Origin of the sequence: Roseovarius sp. 217, from assembly GCF_000152845.1 — a bacterium.
GTDB lineage: Bacteria > Pseudomonadota > Alphaproteobacteria > Rhodobacterales > Rhodobacteraceae > Roseovarius.
In genome coordinates this window covers 1,985,623-1,998,868 of the sequence record NZ_CH902584.1, presented here as the reverse complement: position 1 = coordinate 1,998,868, position 13,246 = coordinate 1,985,623, and the positions used below count along the sequence as shown (strand labels likewise).

The 13,246-nt window shown below is 58.0% G+C and carries 22 protein-coding genes; 1 reads left to right on the top strand and 21 read right to left on the bottom strand.

Translation table 11 applies throughout. From position 1 onward, the window contains the following. Positions 1–3 precede the first annotated feature (3 nt). The 9 genes from rpsH to ROS217_RS09535 form a co-directional block, all read right to left on the bottom strand. Entirely contained in the window at positions 4–396 is a 393-nt protein-coding gene (gene rpsH / locus ROS217_RS09575; RefSeq protein WP_009817520.1) for a 30S ribosomal protein S8, read from the bottom strand. A 13-nt stretch (positions 397–409) separates the two neighbouring features. Then, positions 410–715, bottom strand: coding sequence for a 30S ribosomal protein S14 (rpsN, locus tag ROS217_RS09570; RefSeq protein ID WP_040650498.1), 306 nt, complete (start codon positions 713–715; stop codon positions 410–412). Between the two features lie 19 nt (positions 716–734). Beyond that, positions 735–1,298, bottom strand: coding sequence for a 50S ribosomal protein L5 (gene rplE / locus ROS217_RS09565; RefSeq protein ID WP_009817518.1), 564 nt, complete (start codon positions 1,296–1,298; stop codon positions 735–737). Next, positions 1,291–1,602 carry a 50S ribosomal protein L24 gene (gene rplX / locus ROS217_RS09560; protein ID WP_009817517.1) on the bottom strand — a complete coding sequence of 104 codons (312 nt, stop codon included), beginning with the start codon at positions 1,600–1,602 and terminating at the stop codon, positions 1,291–1,293. The genes rplE and rplX overlap by 8 nt, the downstream gene beginning before the upstream one ends. 1 nt (position 1,603) lies before the next feature. Next, positions 1,604–1,972, bottom strand: a complete 369-nt coding sequence (rplN, locus tag ROS217_RS09555; RefSeq protein WP_008281882.1) for a 50S ribosomal protein L14 — start codon at positions 1,970–1,972, stop codon at positions 1,604–1,606. 78 nt (positions 1,973–2,050) lie between these two features. After that, a complete protein-coding gene (rpsQ, locus tag ROS217_RS09550) occupies positions 2,051–2,281 on the bottom strand; it encodes a 30S ribosomal protein S17 (protein WP_009817516.1) in 231 nt (76 codons plus the stop codon). Between the two features lie 12 nt (positions 2,282–2,293). Continuing rightward, positions 2,294–2,494: a 50S ribosomal protein L29 gene (gene rpmC, locus ROS217_RS09545; RefSeq protein WP_009817515.1), complete on the bottom strand. Its 201-nt coding sequence runs from the start codon at positions 2,492–2,494 to the stop codon at positions 2,294–2,296. Between the two features lie 252 nt (positions 2,495–2,746). Then, on the bottom strand, positions 2,747–2,953 hold the full coding sequence (locus ROS217_RS09540; RefSeq protein WP_009817513.1) for a cold-shock protein: 207 nt from the start codon (positions 2,951–2,953) through the stop codon (positions 2,747–2,749). A gap of 222 nt (positions 2,954–3,175) precedes the next feature. Beyond that, on the bottom strand, positions 3,176–3,796 hold the full coding sequence (locus ROS217_RS09535; protein WP_009817512.1) for a 2OG-Fe(II) oxygenase family protein: 621 nt from the start codon (positions 3,794–3,796) through the stop codon (positions 3,176–3,178). A 130-nt stretch (positions 3,797–3,926) separates the two neighbouring features. Here ROS217_RS09535 and ROS217_RS09530 point away from each other — a divergent pair, with 130 nt between their 5' ends. Further along, on the top strand, positions 3,927–4,694 hold the full coding sequence (locus ROS217_RS09530) for a hypothetical protein (protein ID WP_009817511.1): 768 nt from the start codon (positions 3,927–3,929) through the stop codon (positions 4,692–4,694). A gap of 70 nt (positions 4,695–4,764) precedes the next feature. Here ROS217_RS09530 and rplP read toward each other — a convergent pair whose 3' ends face one another. From rplP to tuf, 12 genes are all read right to left on the bottom strand, one after another. Further along, positions 4,765–5,178: a 50S ribosomal protein L16 gene (gene rplP / locus ROS217_RS09525; RefSeq protein ID WP_009817510.1), complete on the bottom strand. Its 414-nt coding sequence runs from the start codon at positions 5,176–5,178 to the stop codon at positions 4,765–4,767. Positions 5,179–5,191: 13 nt separating this feature from the next. Further along, a complete protein-coding gene (gene rpsC, locus ROS217_RS09520; protein ID WP_008281875.1) occupies positions 5,192–5,899 on the bottom strand; it encodes a 30S ribosomal protein S3 in 708 nt (235 codons plus the stop codon). Continuing rightward, entirely contained in the window at positions 5,899–6,279 is a 381-nt protein-coding gene (rplV, locus tag ROS217_RS09515; protein WP_009817509.1) for a 50S ribosomal protein L22, read from the bottom strand. Before rplV ends, rpsC begins: the two co-directional genes overlap by 1 nt. 3 nt (positions 6,280–6,282) lie before the next feature. After that, entirely contained in the window at positions 6,283–6,561 is a 279-nt protein-coding gene (gene rpsS / locus ROS217_RS09510; RefSeq protein ID WP_009817508.1) for a 30S ribosomal protein S19, read from the bottom strand. Positions 6,562–6,564: 3 nt separating this feature from the next. Then, entirely contained in the window at positions 6,565–7,407 is an 843-nt protein-coding gene (gene rplB / locus ROS217_RS09505; RefSeq protein ID WP_009817507.1) for a 50S ribosomal protein L2, read from the bottom strand. Positions 7,408–7,676: 269 nt separating this feature from the next. Beyond that, entirely contained in the window at positions 7,677–8,435 is a 759-nt protein-coding gene (locus ROS217_RS09500; protein WP_009817506.1) for a class I SAM-dependent methyltransferase, read from the bottom strand. Positions 8,436–8,896: 461 nt separating this feature from the next. Then, positions 8,897–9,724, bottom strand: coding sequence for a hypothetical protein (locus ROS217_RS09495; protein ID WP_157046575.1), 828 nt, complete (start codon positions 9,722–9,724; stop codon positions 8,897–8,899). 110 nt (positions 9,725–9,834) lie between these two features. Continuing rightward, positions 9,835–10,131 (bottom strand): 50S ribosomal protein L23, encoded by a 297-nt coding sequence (locus ROS217_RS09490; RefSeq protein WP_009817504.1) that lies wholly within the window; start codon positions 10,129–10,131, stop codon positions 9,835–9,837. Next, a complete protein-coding gene (rplD, locus tag ROS217_RS09485; RefSeq protein ID WP_009817503.1) occupies positions 10,128–10,745 on the bottom strand; it encodes a 50S ribosomal protein L4 in 618 nt (205 codons plus the stop codon). The genes ROS217_RS09490 and rplD overlap by 4 nt, the downstream gene beginning before the upstream one ends. Then, entirely contained in the window at positions 10,742–11,584 is an 843-nt protein-coding gene (gene rplC, locus ROS217_RS09480) for a 50S ribosomal protein L3 (RefSeq protein ID WP_009817502.1), read from the bottom strand. The genes rplD and rplC overlap by 4 nt, the downstream gene beginning before the upstream one ends. Before the next feature lie 12 nt (positions 11,585–11,596). Beyond that, positions 11,597–11,905: a 30S ribosomal protein S10 gene (rpsJ, locus tag ROS217_RS09475; protein WP_008281867.1), complete on the bottom strand. Its 309-nt coding sequence runs from the start codon at positions 11,903–11,905 to the stop codon at positions 11,597–11,599. An 83-nt stretch (positions 11,906–11,988) separates the two neighbouring features. Further along, on the bottom strand, positions 11,989–13,164 hold the full coding sequence (gene tuf / locus ROS217_RS09470; protein WP_009817501.1) for an elongation factor Tu: 1,176 nt from the start codon (positions 13,162–13,164) through the stop codon (positions 11,989–11,991). Between the last annotated feature and the right edge of the window lie 82 nt (positions 13,165–13,246).

The following is a 13,246-nucleotide window of genomic DNA, read 5'->3' as shown; positions in this document are numbered from 1 at the left end:
TCCTTAGAAGACAGTGCAGAGCACTTCGCCGCCAACATTGGCTGCGCGCGCTGCTGCATCCGACATCACACCCTTGGAGGTGGAGACAATCGACACACCGAGACCCTGACGGACCTGCGGAATGTCATCGACACCCAGATAGACGCGACGACCGGGTTTGGAAACCCGCTTCATTTCGCGAATGACGGGGGTGCCTTCATAATACTTGAGGCTGATTTCGATGGCGGGATGGCCATTGGCATCCTTGGTCATCTCATAGCCACGAATATAGCCCTCGGACGCCAACACATCGAGAACGCGCACGCGCATTTTCGAAGACGGGGTACTGACCGTGGACTTGCCGCGCATCTGCGAGTTGCGGATACGGGTGAGCATATCGCCGATAGGATCGTTCATATCTCTGACCTCCTCACCAGCTCGATTTCACGACGCCGGGCAGCTGCCCGCTCGAGCCGAGCTCGCGCAGCATGATCCGGGACACTTTGAGTTTGCGGTAATACGCATGCGGACGACCCGTCAGCTGGCACCGGTTGTGCAGCCGAGTGGCCGAGCTGTTGCGCGGCAGTTCCGCAAGCTTCATGGAGGCGCGGAACCGCTCTTCCATCGGCTTGCTCTGGTCGTTGATGATCACTTTCAGCGCGGCGCGTTTCTTGGCGAAACGGTCCACCAGCACTTGGCGCTTCTTTTCACGCTCGATCATTGATTTCTTAGCCATAGATCTATCCTCCCCCGGCTCAGCTGTTGAAGGGCATGTTGAATTGCTTCAACAGCGCCTTGGCTTCAGCGTCGGTCTTCGCCGTGGTTGCGATGACGATGTCCATCCCCCAAACTTCGTCGACCTTGTCGAAGTTGATTTCGGGGAAAATGATATGTTCCTTGATGCCCATGGCATAGTTGCCACGCCCATCGAACGACTTGCCCGACACACCCCGGAAGTCGCGGATACGCGGCATCGCGATGGTGATCAGACGGTCAAGGAAATCATACATGCGGTCGCCGCGCAGCGTGACCTTTGCCCCGAGAGGCATGTCTTCACGAACGCGGAACCCGGCGATGGAGTTGCGAGCCTTGGTGACAACAGCGCGCTGACCGGCGATCGTGCTCAGATCTTCCTGAGCCGACTTTGCCTTTTTCGAGTCGCGCACAGCCTCGGCACCACAGCCGATGTTGAGAACGATCTTGTCCAGACGCGGGATCTGCATGTCATTCTTGTAGCCGAACTCTTCTTTCAGAGCGGGCTTGATGACCTCACGGAAGTGGGCCTTGAGGCGCGGGGTATAGGTTGCGGTATCAAGCATCGATCACGTCCCCCGTGGTCTTGGCAAAGCGCACTTTCTTGTCGCCTTCAATCTTGAACCCGACGCGGGTCGGTTTGCCGTTCTTGTCGACAATCGCCAGATTGCTCAGGTCGATCGGCATCGCTTTGGGGATGCGACCGCCTTGGCTGGTCTGGCTTTGACGGGTGTGGCGGATCGCCATGTTGACGCCCTCGACCACAGCCTTGCCGGATTTCGGATCGACATTGGTGATCGTGCCTTTTTGGCCCTTGTCCTTGCCGGACAGAACGATCACGGTGTCACCTTTTTTCAGTTTGGCAGCCATCTTACAGCACCTCCGGGGCGAGCGAGATGATTTTCATAAAGTTCTTGGCCCGCAACTCGCGCACGACCGGCCCGAAAATACGGGTGCCGACCGGCTCACCTGCGTTGTTCAGGATCACGGCGGCGTTGCGGTCAAAACGAATGGCGGTCCCGTCTTCACGACGGACTTCCTTGGCGGTGCGCACGACGACGGCCTTGCGGACGTCCCCTTTCTTCACGCGGCCGCGGGGGATGGCTTCCTTGACCGAGACGACAATGATGTCGCCCACGGATGCGTATCGACGCTTGGAACCACCCAAGACCTTGATGCACTGAACTCGGCGAGCGCCAGAGTTGTCAGCAACATCCAGGTTGGTCTGCATCTGGATCATTTGGTTTCTCCCGACCTATGGGGGGCGATGCAATGCCTGATCCCCAGGGTTTCGATTAATGCCGAAAGGCGCCGAGGCTTAAGCCTGCAGCACCTCCCAACGCTTCGTCTTGGATTTGGGCGCGCATTCGACAATCCGAACGGCATCGCCCACTTTGAACGTGTTGTTCTCATCGTGAGCCCGGTATTTCTTGGACTTACGAATGGTTTTCTGAAGCACGGGGTGCTTGAAACGGCGCTCGACCGATACGGTGACGGTCTGGGCGTTGGCATCAGAGGTGACGACGCCTTGAAGAATACGTTTGGGCATATCTCAGGCTCCTTACTCTGCTGCCGCGTTGGCTTTTTCGTTCAGAATCGTCAGAACGCGCGCGGCATCGCGGCGCGCCGTGCGCATCTGAGCGGGATTCTCAAGTTGGCCTGTGGCCGCCCGAAAACGCAGATTGAACTGCTGCTTTTTCAGGTTGGTGAGTTCTTCCCGGAGCTGGTCCGGGGTCTTGTCACGCAGTTCCTTGGCGTTCATCGCCTGTTCCTTTCTCAAAACACCGGACGGCCCCTGACGGTTGCTTCAGGGTAACCCAAAACCCGGTGGATGAATTGCAAATACGCGAATCCCCGGATATGCCGGGGCTCGCGGATTGGGGCTCTATACGGGAGGCGCTCTCAGAGGGCAAGCGAAACCTCTGACATTCTTCGCAAACCGCGCAATCCCCCATCCAAAACGAGAAACGGCCCCGAGTTTCCCCGAGGCCGCACTCAAGTCAGATCAGATCGCTTATGCGAGCTGCAGGTTCGACGCGCTCTCACGGCCGTCACGGCCGGATTCGATGTCGAAGGTCACTTTTTGGTTGTCAGCAAGGCCGGTCAGGCCCGCACGCTCGATTGCGCTGACATGAACGAAAACGTCCTTGCCGCCATTGTCGGGTGCGATAAAGCCGAAGCCTTTAGTGGAATTGTACCATTTCACGGTGCCATTGGCCATCGTGTCGTCTCCTATGTAGTGCTGCCCGCGTAAGTGCGGCAGTCGCGGCGTGGTCGGTCTGGATCGAGGTACTGACAGCCGGTTTAGAGGAGACAGATGATCGAAATAGAATAACGTAAGCCCCTCGCATATGGCCGAAATCGCATCAATTTACAAGGGAAAATCAAAAGTTACTGAATTTTTTTGAGAACACTTTGAGAACATATGGGGCGATTCCGGGCTTCAGCCCCAGGAATAGTTGAAACTGACGCTGATCCGGTCCTCTTCCGACATGTTCATCGGCACTTCATGGCGCAGCCATGATTCCCAAAGCAGCACGTCGCCCACCACCGGTTTGGCATAGATGAACGTCCGCAACTCCTGCCGCGCATCCTTGCGCCGCACCGGAGAGGCCATCATCCGCGCCGACCGTGGGTCTTCCAGCTTGAGCGCGCTCGTGCCCTCGGGCATCGCCACATAGGTCGTGCCGGAAATCACCGAATGCGGATGGATATGGCTCGCATGCATGCCCCCCTCGGGCAGAATGTTGATCCAGATATCCTCCAGCTTCAATTCCTTGCCATCCAGATCAAACTCCAGATCCTCGGCAAAGGCCGCGACATGCGCATCCAGCACCTTGACCAGATCGGCAAAGATCGGAAACCGCCAGGGCAGATCACTGAGCGAGGCATAAGAGGTATAGCCGGGATAGCCGTTCTCGTCACACCACCCCTGCCCCGCCTCGTCATCCTCGGCGATGGAATAGCATGACGCCTCCATTTCTTTGGCATCAATGGCAGGTCCGTGCTCGCTGAGGGCGGCACGATAGAGGCGGGTCACAAAGAGCGAGTCGATATTGGGCATGTCTGTCGCAATACCCAGATGGTAATGAAAAGAGAAGGGCAAGGTTTCAGTTTGTGGAATAAGAGATGCCCCTCCCGCAATTCCTTGTTACCACCCCTAACGGCTACACGACCTCTCAAAGGAAAGACCGATGCGCACCTCTATCAACTGGCGACTCGCAGCAGCACTCTTGATGCTTGGCACACCTGCATCGGCTGATGTTTGCAACTGGCGTCTCAGCAAACTGCTTGGAACAGCGCGGTCCAATGTCGCCGCTCTGGCAGAGCCTGTAACATCCGCACCAACACTCGTTGAAAAGGCACTTGGGTTCTACACGCTCACGCACTCCGTGACCGGCGCAACCTTGCTCGGGTCCACTGTGGCCGGAAGCTCAGCCGCCAGCACGATCGGTCTAATCGCGGGCTCGGGTGCCGGTGCCGGTGCCATTGGCGCCGCGCTGATGTCTCCAACCGGAATTGTCGTGGGCGCAATCGTCGGCGTCGGCGTCGCCGGCACCGAGGGCTATTGCTACTTCTTCCAGGATGAAAAGGTGACAGATTACGCAGAGGTTCTCTTGATCATGGAAGGCTTGGCGCAGAACGCCGACCCCAGCTATTTCGAGATCGACAAACCCAATGATGACACGCTGCAAACAGCCGCAATCTTCATTCGCGGCGACGACGGTGTCCGCCAAATGTATCGCGTCAAAGACCTCTACATTGTCAATGGCGCGCTGATCCATCGGAAATGGGGGCGCAACACTCACCTCGGCAATATCGGCCTCGAGGTTGTGAATTCACCAGATGTTTACGCTCCAGAAGCCGACGCCCCGGACCCAAACGGACCGGAAGTCATCGCTCCGGAACTCGTCGCGCCCGAAGTCATCGCACCGGAAGTCATCGCACCGGACCAAGACTAGCGCCACAAAAAACCCCCGCGCGATCTCTCGCACAGGGGCAATTCTCAGCGTGGGTGTTACCCCGCCGCCTTTACCAGTCCTCGCGGACCACGACGCGGGTCTTGATCGGCAACTTCATGGCCGCCAGACGCAGCGCCTCAAAGGCGATCTCTTCGCTCACACCGTCGATCTCGAACATCACCCGGCCCGGCTTGACCCGGCAGGCCCAGTAATCGACCGACCCCTTACCTTTACCCATCCGAACCTCGGTGGGCTTGGAGGAAACCGGCGTATCCGGGAAAATCCGGATCCAGACACGGCCCTGACGTTTCATGTGACGCGTCATGGCACGACGAGCGGCCTCGATCTGGCGCGCTGTGATACGCTCGGGCTGAGTGGCCTTGAGACCGAAAGTGCCAAAGTTCAGATCAGAGCCGCCTTTGGCTTCGCCCTTGATCCGGCCTTTGTGCATCTTGCGGAATTTGGTGCGCTTTGGTTGAAGCATCTTTCATTCCTCCTTAACGGCGGCCGCCGGCGCCACGGGGCGCGGGACCATCCTGGAGTTCCTGGGCTTTGCGGTCACGGGCACCGGGATCGTGCTCCATGATTTCACCCTTGAAGATCCAGACCTTGATACCGATGATCCCATAGGCCGTTGTGGCCTCGACGGGGGCATAGTCGATATCCGCACGCAGCGTGTGGAGCGGAACCCGGCCCTCACGATACCATTCAGTCCGCGCGATCTCGGCACCGCCAAGACGGCCAGAGACGTTCACCCGGATACCCAAGGCACCCATGCGCATCGCGTTCTGCACGGCACGCTTCATGGCGCGCCGGAAGGATACACGACGCTCAAGCTGCTGTGCGATGCTCTCACCCACAAGGGCCGCATCCAGCTCGGGCTTGCGAACTTCGACGATATTGAGGTGCAATTCGCTTGCGGTCATCGCCGCCAGCTTCTTGCGCAGACCCTCGATATCGGCGCCTTTCTTGCCGATGATCACGCCCGGACGTGCGGTGTGGATCGTCACGCGGCACTTTTTGTGCGGACGCTCGATGATCACACGGCTGATCCCGGCTTGCTTGCACTCTTCGCCGATGAACTTGCGCATCGCAAGATCCTCGAGCAGCAGATTGCCATAGTCCTTGGTGTCGGCATACCAGCGGCTGTCCCAGGTGCGGTTCACCTGCAGGCGCATGCCAATCGGATTGACTTTGTTACCCATTAGGCTTGCTCCTCAATTTCACGCACCTTGATTGTCAGCTCCGAGAACGGCTTTTTGAGCGCGCCAAAGCGACCACGGGCACGCGGACGGCCACGCTTCATCACAAGGTTCTTGCCGACATAGGCCTCTGCCACAACCAGACCATCCACATCGAGATTGTGGTTGTTCTCGGCATTGGCAATCGCCGACTGGAGACATTTCTTGACGTCAGCGGCGATGCGCTTGTTCGAGAATGTCAGATCGGTCAGCGCCTTGTCGACCTTCTTGCCACGGATCATCGCGGCAACGAGGTTGAGCTTCTGCGGGCTGGTACGAAGCATGCGCAACTTGGCCATCGCTTCGTTGTCTGCCACGCGGCGGGGGTTCTTTTCCTTGCCCATGACTTACTTCCGCTTCGCTTTTTTGTCGGCGGCATGACCGTAATAGGTCCGGGTCGGCGAATACTCACCGAACTTCTGACCAATCATGTCTTCGCTGACGTTGACAGGGATATGCTTGTGGCCGTTGTAGACGCCAAACGTGAGACCCACGAATTGCGGCAGGATCGTCGAACGACGCGACCAGATCTTGATGACTTCATTGCGCCCCGACTCACGCGATGCTTCTGCCTTTTTCAAGACATAGGCATCGACAAAGGGGCCTTTCCATACAGAACGTGCCATGTGTTAGCGGCCCTTCTTCTTGGCGTGACGCGAGCGCACGATGAGATCCTGCGACGCCTTGTTCTTGTTGCGGGTGCGCGCGCCCTTGGTGGGTTTACCCCAGGGCGTGACCGGGTGACGACCACCCGAGGTGCGACCCTCACCACCACCATGCGGGTGATCGATCGGGTTCATCACGACACCACGCACAGACGGGCGGATGCCCTTGTGACGCATGCGACCAGCTTTACCGTAGTTCTGGTTGCTGTTGTCGGGGTTGCTGACGGCACCAACGGTGGCCATGCATTCCTGACGCACCAGACGCAGCTCGCCCGAGCTCAGACGGATCTGAGCATAGCCACCGTCGCGGCCCACGAATTGCGCATAGGTGCCAGCGGCGCGTGCGATCTGCCCGCCCTTACCAGCTTTCAGCTCGATGTTGTGAATGATCGTACCGATGGGCATGCCCGAGAACGGCATCGCGTTGCCCGGCTTGATGTCGGCCTTCGCCGCGGCAACAACCTTGTCGCCAATCGCCAGACGCTGCGGCGCCAGGATATAGGCTTGCTCGCCATCTTCATATTTGATCAGCGCGATGAACGCGGTCCGGTTCGGGTCATATTCGATCCGTTCAACCGTTGCCGAGATATCGAACTTTGTCCGCTTGAAATCGACGATACGATAGAGGCGTTTCGCCCCGCCGCCCTTGCGACGCATCGTGATCCGTCCGGTATTGTTCCGGCCGCCATGCTTGGTCAAACCCTCAGTGAGAGATTTGACCGGACGTCCTTTCCACAGCTCCGAACGGTCGATCAGCACCAGCCCACGCTGGCCCGGCGTCGTCGGCTTATACGACTTGAGTGCCATGCTTTCTGTCTTCCGTTTGCTTACGGCGGGATACCCCGCCTATGTTATAGCCCCCCGAGGGTGGCCAAGGTATGAGGCCCCGTAGGTCCTCGGCTAGAATTGCTCTTGCGAACAATTGCAAGGCCCCGGACGAATCCGGGGCCTTGCGGATGGGGTCTGATAGGGGAGGCCGCGTTTGCGGTCAAGGGGTTTGACCAAGAATTAAAGGCGCAGCACGGCCTTGGGACGCTTTACCGCCAGTCCCGTCCCCCGACCCCTTGCCGCAGGCTTTAAGGTTTCGATTTTCGCAACAGAACGCGCCGCGATTTCGGCGGCGAGTCCATATCGGACAGCGCGCCAAAGACCCCCAGCTTCCGTGCCTGCTCCTCCGCCGTATTCCTGCGCAGATCAAAAATCGCAGCCCCTCCGGGCCGCAAAACCTTGTCTAGAAACGGCAAATAGAGATCCACCGGATAGTGAAACCCACAGGACAGAAAGCTGACAGCGAGATCCACGGCCATCGCAGACTCGGGTGTCGTTTCATTGGGATTGAGCGTTTCAATTGCCTCAGGTGCGATCCCGTTCGCCGTGAGCAGGTGTCTCGCACGGCTCAGCGATGAATACGCCGCCCCCTCAGCGTTAAAACCGAAATGCCGATGCGTATTCGATTCGATATCAATCAACAGCACTGTGCAGGTCAGGTCCTGCGCCGCAAAGAGATCGAAAAACCCATAGCCACAGCCAATATCCGCGATGCGCTTCGGGTTCAGCTCCTGCAAAAGCCCTTTGATCGCTTTGTATTCGGCATGAATGACCCCTGCGGCCCGGCGCGCGATGGTGTCGCCCATGTCATCCACCACAGCTTGGATCGGCGCGTCATTACCCTCTTGCCAGGCCTTGATCACACGTCCCGATTTGGGGCGGTCGAACATCACTTCGGACCGCTGCAAAATCAGGTTCACAAGATCGTTGCGATCAAAGCAACTGAGATCGAGCGCTGCAATCCGATCCTCCGCAGCTTCGGCTTCAATGTCGATTTCTAGCTGCATTGAGATGTCTCATTCCCAGAGGTCATTGCCGCATCAGGTATCATTGCCCCGCTCCGGTGAAAAGGCACTTGTTCCAAATGCCAAACCCCGCCCACCTTTCGGCAGCCGGGGTTCAAATCTCAATCCGTAGGGTGGGTGTTACCCCACCGTCGCTATCGGCTCTGATGCGGAACGCCGTTCATGCAGTCAATGGGATGGGATGGAAATAAGGCGGAAAGAGCGGCGCGATGGCCAGACCGCGGTGTGGCGAAGCAACGGCCGAAACTGGCACTTTATCCAAACAAAACCCATAAAACCCCAAAGTGCAGCCCTACCCCTCATAATCGCCAGACCGGGGGGCGGTCTGGCGATCGCGCGGCGGCGCTCCGCGCCTTGTCCCGCGCGGGATGTTCTTGTGGATGAAGGTCTGCGCTGCGGCCCCACTGCTTTTAGAACAACTAGGCCTGAACCGAGGAAAGGGCTCAATTAAGGTCCTGACCAAACAACGCGATGCTGTTAATCCATCCTTCGCTATCTCCGGTCCGCACCCGATACCACATTTTGTTTTCAACAAGGGTTTGTTCAATAATCTCTATCATTTGTCCCGGCGGAGCGTATCGAATTTCTGCTAAATCGGATGCGACGTAGTCGGGCGCAATCGGAGTTTTCCGGCTCAATGTGTACGATGAGCCGACTGAGAGCGTACTAGGATCAACAAAATTCATCGCACTGTTAGCAGACGCGAAAATATCCAACATTTCCATTGAACCTTCTTTTCCACTGCCCTGCCTTATGAATTCATCTTCGGGATTGTAATTGGCTAAGGGCTTTCCACCTATGGTGCTTTGAAACAAAACTTTTTCGAGCGTGTCGCGGTCAATCAATCTAAAATGCTCAATAAATTCATTTGTTCCGCTTGAACGTGTGGCGATGAAGATGCCGTTATCATACCTCCATTCGTAGCTGATCGAGTTATTTTCTTCGTTCTCTACGACCAATTCTCCATCTGAGAAAAAGGTATGCCGCATATAACGCTGCGCTACTGTATTTGGGTGAGTAGGGTTCTCTACGACGCTTCTCCACTGACCGACAATATCGTCACTTGTAGATGCGAGAATCTCAACTGGAGTTGAATGTGACTGATGTTTGGTAAGGTCATTTGAGAACAGCAGCCCAAATCCAACAATTGCGAGTGCCGCAATTATCCCCATCCACTTTGGCATTGACATAGGCTCCCCACTTTCGTTGCAAAATTGAATTCTGTCATATGCTGGATCATCAGAATGTCCAGACTGTAGTTCGTCCAGCATCAGTCAAATGGACTCCCCTCTCGCGGCCCAAACAACAACCAAACCCCGCCCACCTTTCGGCAGCCGGGGTTCAAATCTCAATCTGTAGGGTGGGCATTACCCCACCGCGATCACAGACCCGTGGTGACGTCGATCGTGTTGCCTTCGGCCAGCGTCACATAGGCCTTCTTGACGTCATTCCGACGACCAAGCTGACCCCGGAAACGCTTTTGCTTGCCCTTGGTGATCGTGGTGTTCACAGCTTTCACCTTCACCCCAAAGAGCGCCTCTACGGCCTCCTTGATCTGGGGTTTGTTGGCGTCCATGTGGACCTCGAACACAACCGCACCATTCTCAGAGGCCATCGTGGCCTTCTCGGTGATGATCGGCTTGCGGATCACATCGTAATGTTCAGGTTTAGCGCTCATTTCAGACGAGCCTCCAGTGCTTCGACACCCGCTTTGGTCAGCACGAGCGTGTCGCGCTTGAGGATGTCATAGACGTTTGCGCCCATCGACGGCAGCACATCGAGACCCTCGATATTGGCCGCAGCACGCGCGAATTCGGCATTCACCTGTGCGCCATCAATCACCAGCGCGCGCTTCCAGCCGAGGTTCTTGACCTGCTTGGCCAACTCACCCGTCTTGCCATTCGACGATGCGACGTCGATGATCACAAGCTCACCCGCCTTGGCCTTGGCCGAGAGCGCATGCTTGAGACCAAGCGCACGGACCTTCTTGGGCAGGTCATGGGCATGGCTGCGGGGCGTCGGACCCTTGTAGATACCACCGTGACGGAAGATCGGCGCGTTCTTGTCACCGTGGCGTGCGCCGCCGGTGCCCTTCTGGCGATAGATCTTCTTGGTGGAATAGCTGGTTTCCGACCGGGTCTTGACCTTGTGCGTGCCGGCTTGCGCCTTGTTGCGCTGCCAGCGGACGACGCGGTGCAGGATGTCCGCGCGCGGCTCCAGGCCGAAGATGTCTTCGCCCAGATCGACCGAGCCGGCCGTGCCGCCGTCCAGTTTGATCACGTCGAGTTTCATTCCTCGCCTTCCTTCTTCTCGGCCTGAATGCTGGCCTCAGCCTCTTTCAGAGCAGCTTCTTCAGCGGCAGCAGCCTCTTCGGCCAGACGTTTGGCTTCCGCTTCCGCCTCAGCAGCGGCGGCAGCGGCAGCGGCCTCAGCGGCCTTGGCAGCTTCTTCCGCAGCAGACCGCAGACCAGCGGGCAGAATGGCGTTCTCGGGGAACGGCTTCTTGACCGCATCCTTGATCGTCACCCAACCGCCCTTGGAGCCCGGAACAGCGCCCTTGATCATGATCAGGCCACGATCCGCGTCGGTCTTGATGACCTGCAGGTTCTGCGTGGTCACCTTGGCGGCGCCCATGTGTCCGGCCATCTTCTTGCCTTTGAACACCTTGCCCGGATCCTGACACTGACCCGTCGAGCCGTGCGAACGGTGGCTGATCGACACACCGTGGCTGGCCCGCAGACCGCCAAAGTTGTGGCGCTTCATCGCACCGGCAAAACCCTTACCGATCGAGGTGCCGGACACATCCACGAACTGACCTTCAAAGTAATGGTCAGCGGTGATTTCCTCACCCACGTTGATCATGTTCTCAGGCGCCACGCGGAATTCCGCGATCTTGCGCTTGGGCTCGACCTTGGCGGCGGCAAAATGACCGCGCATGGCCTGCGTCGTGCGCTTGGCCTTTGCGGTTCCTGCCCCCAGTTGCACGGCCGTATAGCCGTCTTTCTCAGGGGTGCGCTGTGCCACCACCTGAAGTTTGTCCAATTGAAGAACGGTCACAGGAACCTGCTTGCCGTCTTCGAGGAAAAGCCGGGTCATGCCGACTTTTTTCGCGATCACACCAGAGCGCAACATCTCTTGCTCTCCTTAAACCGAAATCTGCACGTCCACGCCAGCGGCGAGGTCGAGCTTCATCAGCGCGTCCACCGTCTGCGGCGTGGGATCAACGATGTCCAAAAGACGCTTGTGCGTCCGGATCTCGAATTGATCGCGGGATTTCTTGTTCACGTGCGGGCTGCGCAGAACGGTGAACTTCTCGATCTTGTTCGGCAGCGGGATCGGCCCACGCACTTGGGCACCGGTCCGTTTGGCAGTGTTGACGATTTCCTGAGTGCTGGCATCCAGCACACGGTAGTCAAACGCCTTGAGCCGAATGCGAATATTTTGGCTTTGCATTTGTCTTAGCCTTTCGCGGCATTGGAGTTGATAGGGAGGAAGGCCGGACCACCCGGCCTCCCTCGTCGAACCCTTAAAGGTTGTTACTCGATGATCTTCGACACGACGCCGGCGCCGACGGTGCGGCCGCCTTCGCGGATGGCGAAACGCAGGCCGTCTTCCATGGCGATCGGCGCGATCAGTTCAACCGTGAACTTCAGGTTGTCGCCGGGCATCACCATTTCGGTGCCTTCGGGCAGCATCACCGTGCCGGTCACATCCGTGGTACGGAAGTAGAACTGCGGACGGTAGTTGGCAAAGAACGGCGTGTGACGGCCACCCTCTTCCTTGGTCAGGATATAGGCCTCGGCCTCGAACTTGGTGTGCGGCAGAACCGATTTCGGCTTGCACAGAACCTGACCACGCTCAACGCCCTCACGGTCGATGCCGCGCAGCAGAACGCCGACGTTGTCGCCCGCTTCCCCACGATCCAAGAGCTTGCGGAACATCTCGACGCCGGTACAGGTCGTCGTCTTGGTGTCCTTGATCCCCACGATCTCGATGCTGTCGCCAACATTGATCACGCCACGCTCGATCCGGCCGGTCACAACCGTGCCACGGCCCGAGATCGAGAACACGTCTTCGATCGGCATCAGGAACGGCTGATCCACGGCGCGCGCCGGGGTCGGGATATACTCATCCACAGCCGCCATCAGCGCGCGGATCGAATTCTCGCCGATTTCCGGCTGGGTGCCGTTCATCGCATGCAGCGCCGAGCCGCGCACGATCGGAATATCGTCGCCCGGATAGTCGTAAGAGGTCAGAAGCTCGCGGATCTCCATCTCCACCAGTTCCAGCAGCTCTTCGTCATCGACCTGATCGACCTTGTTCATGTAGACGACCATGAAGGGGATGCCGACCTGACGACCGAGCAGGATATGCTCGCGGGTCTGCGGCATCGGGCCGTCAGCGGCGTTCACAACCAGGATCGCGCCGTCCATCTGCGCGGCACCGGTGATCATGTTCTTCACATAGTCGGCGTGGCCGGGGCAGTCGACATGGGCGTAGTGACGCGCCTCGGTCTCGTATTCCACATGCGCGGTCGAGATCGTGATCCCGCGCGCCTTTTCTTCAGGCGCACCGTCGATCTGGTCATAGGCCCGGAATTCGCCAAAATACTTGGTGATCGCCGCAGTCAACGTCGTCTTGCCGTGGTCAACGTGACCAATCGTGCCGATGTTCACATGCGGCTTGTTACGTGCAAACTTTTCCTTTGCCATGATACTGGCTCCTTCTTTTGTTCATGTGCGGTGCGCGTCGGCGCACCCTACGGGGATGGTAGGGTGGGCAGATTGCCCACCG

What these genes read in the sequence shown, in the direction of transcription:
- ROS217_RS09500 (WP_009817506.1), bottom strand. Translation starts at nt 8,435, where the DNA reads ATGCAGCTAGAAATCGACATTGAAGCCGAAGCTGCGGAGGATCGGATT.
- ROS217_RS09535 (WP_009817512.1), bottom strand. Translation starts at nt 3,796, where the DNA reads ATGCCCAATATCGACTCGCTCTTTGTGACCCGCCTCTATCGTGCCGCC.
- rplV (WP_009817509.1), bottom strand. Translation starts at nt 6,279, where the DNA reads ATGGGCAAGGAAAAGAACCCCCGCCGCGTGGCAGACAACGAAGCGATG.
- rpmC (WP_009817515.1), bottom strand. Translation starts at nt 2,494, where the DNA reads ATGAACGCCAAGGAACTGCGTGACAAGACCCCGGACCAGCTCCGGGAA.
- rpsS (WP_009817508.1), bottom strand. Translation starts at nt 6,561, where the DNA reads ATGGCACGTTCTGTATGGAAAGGCCCCTTTGTCGATGCCTATGTCTTG.
- rplP (WP_009817510.1), bottom strand. Translation starts at nt 5,178, where the DNA reads ATGCTTCAACCAAAGCGCACCAAATTCCGCAAGATGCACAAAGGCCGG.
- tuf (WP_009817501.1), bottom strand. Translation starts at nt 13,164, where the DNA reads ATGGCAAAGGAAAAGTTTGCACGTAACAAGCCGCATGTGAACATCGGC.
- ROS217_RS09540 (WP_009817513.1), bottom strand. Translation starts at nt 2,953, where the DNA reads ATGGCCAATGGCACCGTGAAATGGTACAATTCCACTAAAGGCTTCGGC.
- ROS217_RS09495 (WP_157046575.1), bottom strand. Translation starts at nt 9,724, where the DNA reads ATGCTGGACGAACTACAGTCTGGACATTCTGATGATCCAGCATATGAC.
- rplD (WP_009817503.1), bottom strand. Translation starts at nt 10,745, where the DNA reads ATGAAACTCGACGTGATCAAACTGGACGGCGGCACGGCCGGCTCGGTC.
- rplN (WP_008281882.1), bottom strand. Translation starts at nt 1,972, where the DNA reads ATGATCCAGATGCAGACCAACCTGGATGTTGCTGACAACTCTGGCGCT.
- rplB (WP_009817507.1), bottom strand. Translation starts at nt 7,407, where the DNA reads ATGGCACTCAAGTCGTATAAGCCGACGACGCCGGGCCAGCGTGGGCTG.
- ROS217_RS09490 (WP_009817504.1), bottom strand. Translation starts at nt 10,131, where the DNA reads ATGAGCGCTAAACCTGAACATTACGATGTGATCCGCAAGCCGATCATC.
- rpsN (WP_040650498.1), bottom strand. Translation starts at nt 715, where the DNA reads ATGGCTAAGAAATCAATGATCGAGCGTGAAAAGAAGCGCCAAGTGCTG.
- rplC (WP_009817502.1), bottom strand. Translation starts at nt 11,584, where the DNA reads ATGTTGCGCTCTGGTGTGATCGCGAAAAAAGTCGGCATGACCCGGCTT.
- rpsC (WP_008281875.1), bottom strand. Translation starts at nt 5,899, where the DNA reads ATGGGTAACAAAGTCAATCCGATTGGCATGCGCCTGCAGGTGAACCGC.
- rpsJ (WP_008281867.1), bottom strand. Translation starts at nt 11,905, where the DNA reads ATGCAAAGCCAAAATATTCGCATTCGGCTCAAGGCGTTTGACTACCGT.
- rplX (WP_009817517.1), bottom strand. Translation starts at nt 1,602, where the DNA reads ATGGCTGCCAAACTGAAAAAAGGTGACACCGTGATCGTTCTGTCCGGC.
- rpsQ (WP_009817516.1), bottom strand. Translation starts at nt 2,281, where the DNA reads ATGCCCAAACGTATTCTTCAAGGCGTCGTCACCTCTGATGCCAACGCC.
- rplE (WP_009817518.1), bottom strand. Translation starts at nt 1,298, where the DNA reads ATGCTTGATACCGCAACCTATACCCCGCGCCTCAAGGCCCACTTCCGT.
- rpsH (WP_009817520.1), bottom strand. Translation starts at nt 396, where the DNA reads ATGAACGATCCTATCGGCGATATGCTCACCCGTATCCGCAACTCGCAG.
- ROS217_RS09530 (WP_009817511.1), top strand. Translation starts at nt 3,927, where the DNA reads ATGCGCACCTCTATCAACTGGCGACTCGCAGCAGCACTCTTGATGCTT.